This is a genomic window from Mitsuaria sp. TWR114 (assembly GCF_007997345.1).
Genome location: NZ_VOSR01001001.1, coordinates 1 through 1,223, shown reverse-complemented (window position 1 = coordinate 1,223; position 1,223 = coordinate 1). Strand labels below are relative to the sequence as shown.

General features: G+C 72.0%; 2 protein-coding genes. Both read left to right on the top strand.

All coding sequences use genetic code 11. The annotated features are described in order from the left end of the window. On the top strand, positions 1–805 hold an 805-nt coding region (gene pdxA / locus FUT87_RS26735; RefSeq protein WP_147242942.1), incomplete at its 5' end, for a 4-hydroxythreonine-4-phosphate dehydrogenase PdxA. 116 nt (positions 806–921) lie between these two features. Continuing rightward, positions 922–1,223, top strand: a 302-nt coding sequence (locus tag FUT87_RS26730; RefSeq protein ID WP_222617309.1) for a hypothetical protein, incomplete at its 3' end; no start/stop codon positions are given.

The window sequence follows — 1,223 nt, the reverse complement described above, 5'->3', positions numbered from 1 at the left end:
GGGTCGTGTCTCCATGAGGCCTCGCTGCTGGCTGTTCCTGTGGTCTTCTCCCGGCCGCGTCAGCGCGGCGGCGGGCGCGGCGGCGGCGCGCTGCATCGTCGCGGCGGTGCATGAGCAGCAGGCCGGCCGCTCGCGCGCGCTGGTCACGGCGCCCATCCACAAGGAAGCGCTGCATGCCGGCGGCATCGACCATCCCGGCCACACCGAGCTGCTGCAGGCGCTCTGCGCCGACGCGCAAGGGCAACTGCCGCCGGTGCGCATGATGCTGGCCAACGACGAACTGCGGGTGGTGCTGGTGACCATCCATGTGGCCCTGCGCCAGGCGGTCGACCAGATCACGACGGGGCGAGTGCTGCAGACCCTGCGCATCACCGACGCCGCGCTGCGCCGCGCCGGCCTGGACGCGCCGCGCATCGCCGTGGCGGGCCTGAATCCGCACGCCGGTGAGGGCGGCCTGTTCGGCACCGAGGAGATCGAGCACATCGCGCCGGCGATCGCGCAGGCGCGGACGCTGGGCATCGATGCCCACGGACCGTTCGCGCCGGACACGGTGTTCATGCGCGCGCGCCACGCGCCGCCGCGGCACGTCGGCGAGTTCGATGCGGTCGTGGCGATGACCCACGACCAGGGGCTGATTCCGGTGAAGTACCTGGGCGTGGAGGAGGGCGTCAACGTGACCCTGGGCCTGCCGCTGGTGCGGACCAGCCCGGATCACGGCACCGCGTTCGACATCGCCGGCACCGGCCGCGCGGACCCGTCCAGCATGGCCGCGGCGATCCGCATGGCGCGCGCGATGTCGGCCTGAGCGGCGTCCTCGTCGCTGCGTGGCCCCGCTCCCCCTCAGGAGGGAGCGGGCTACGGTGGAACTGCCTTCGGGCCGCGCCCATAATTCCCGCCATCCAAATCGACAGGGGGAGCCAGATGGAGATCGGAAAGACGAGGCGGTGGCAGTGGCTGGTCGCGCTGGCGCTGGCCGGCGTGATGCAGTTCGCTGCGCTGGGCACGGCGGCGGCGCAGGAGGTCAATCAGGCGCTGAACGTCTGGTTCGACGTGCTGTTCGACGAGAACGGCCAGGTCAAGGAGATCACGCCGGTCGACGAGGCGTCGCAGTCGCCGGGCTTCTGGAAGCAGATGACGGCCCGGCTGCAGAAGGCCAAGATCCCGCCGCGCCAGGAGGAGGGCCGCAACGCCACCTTCCGCACCGGCGTCGTGCTCTACCTGGC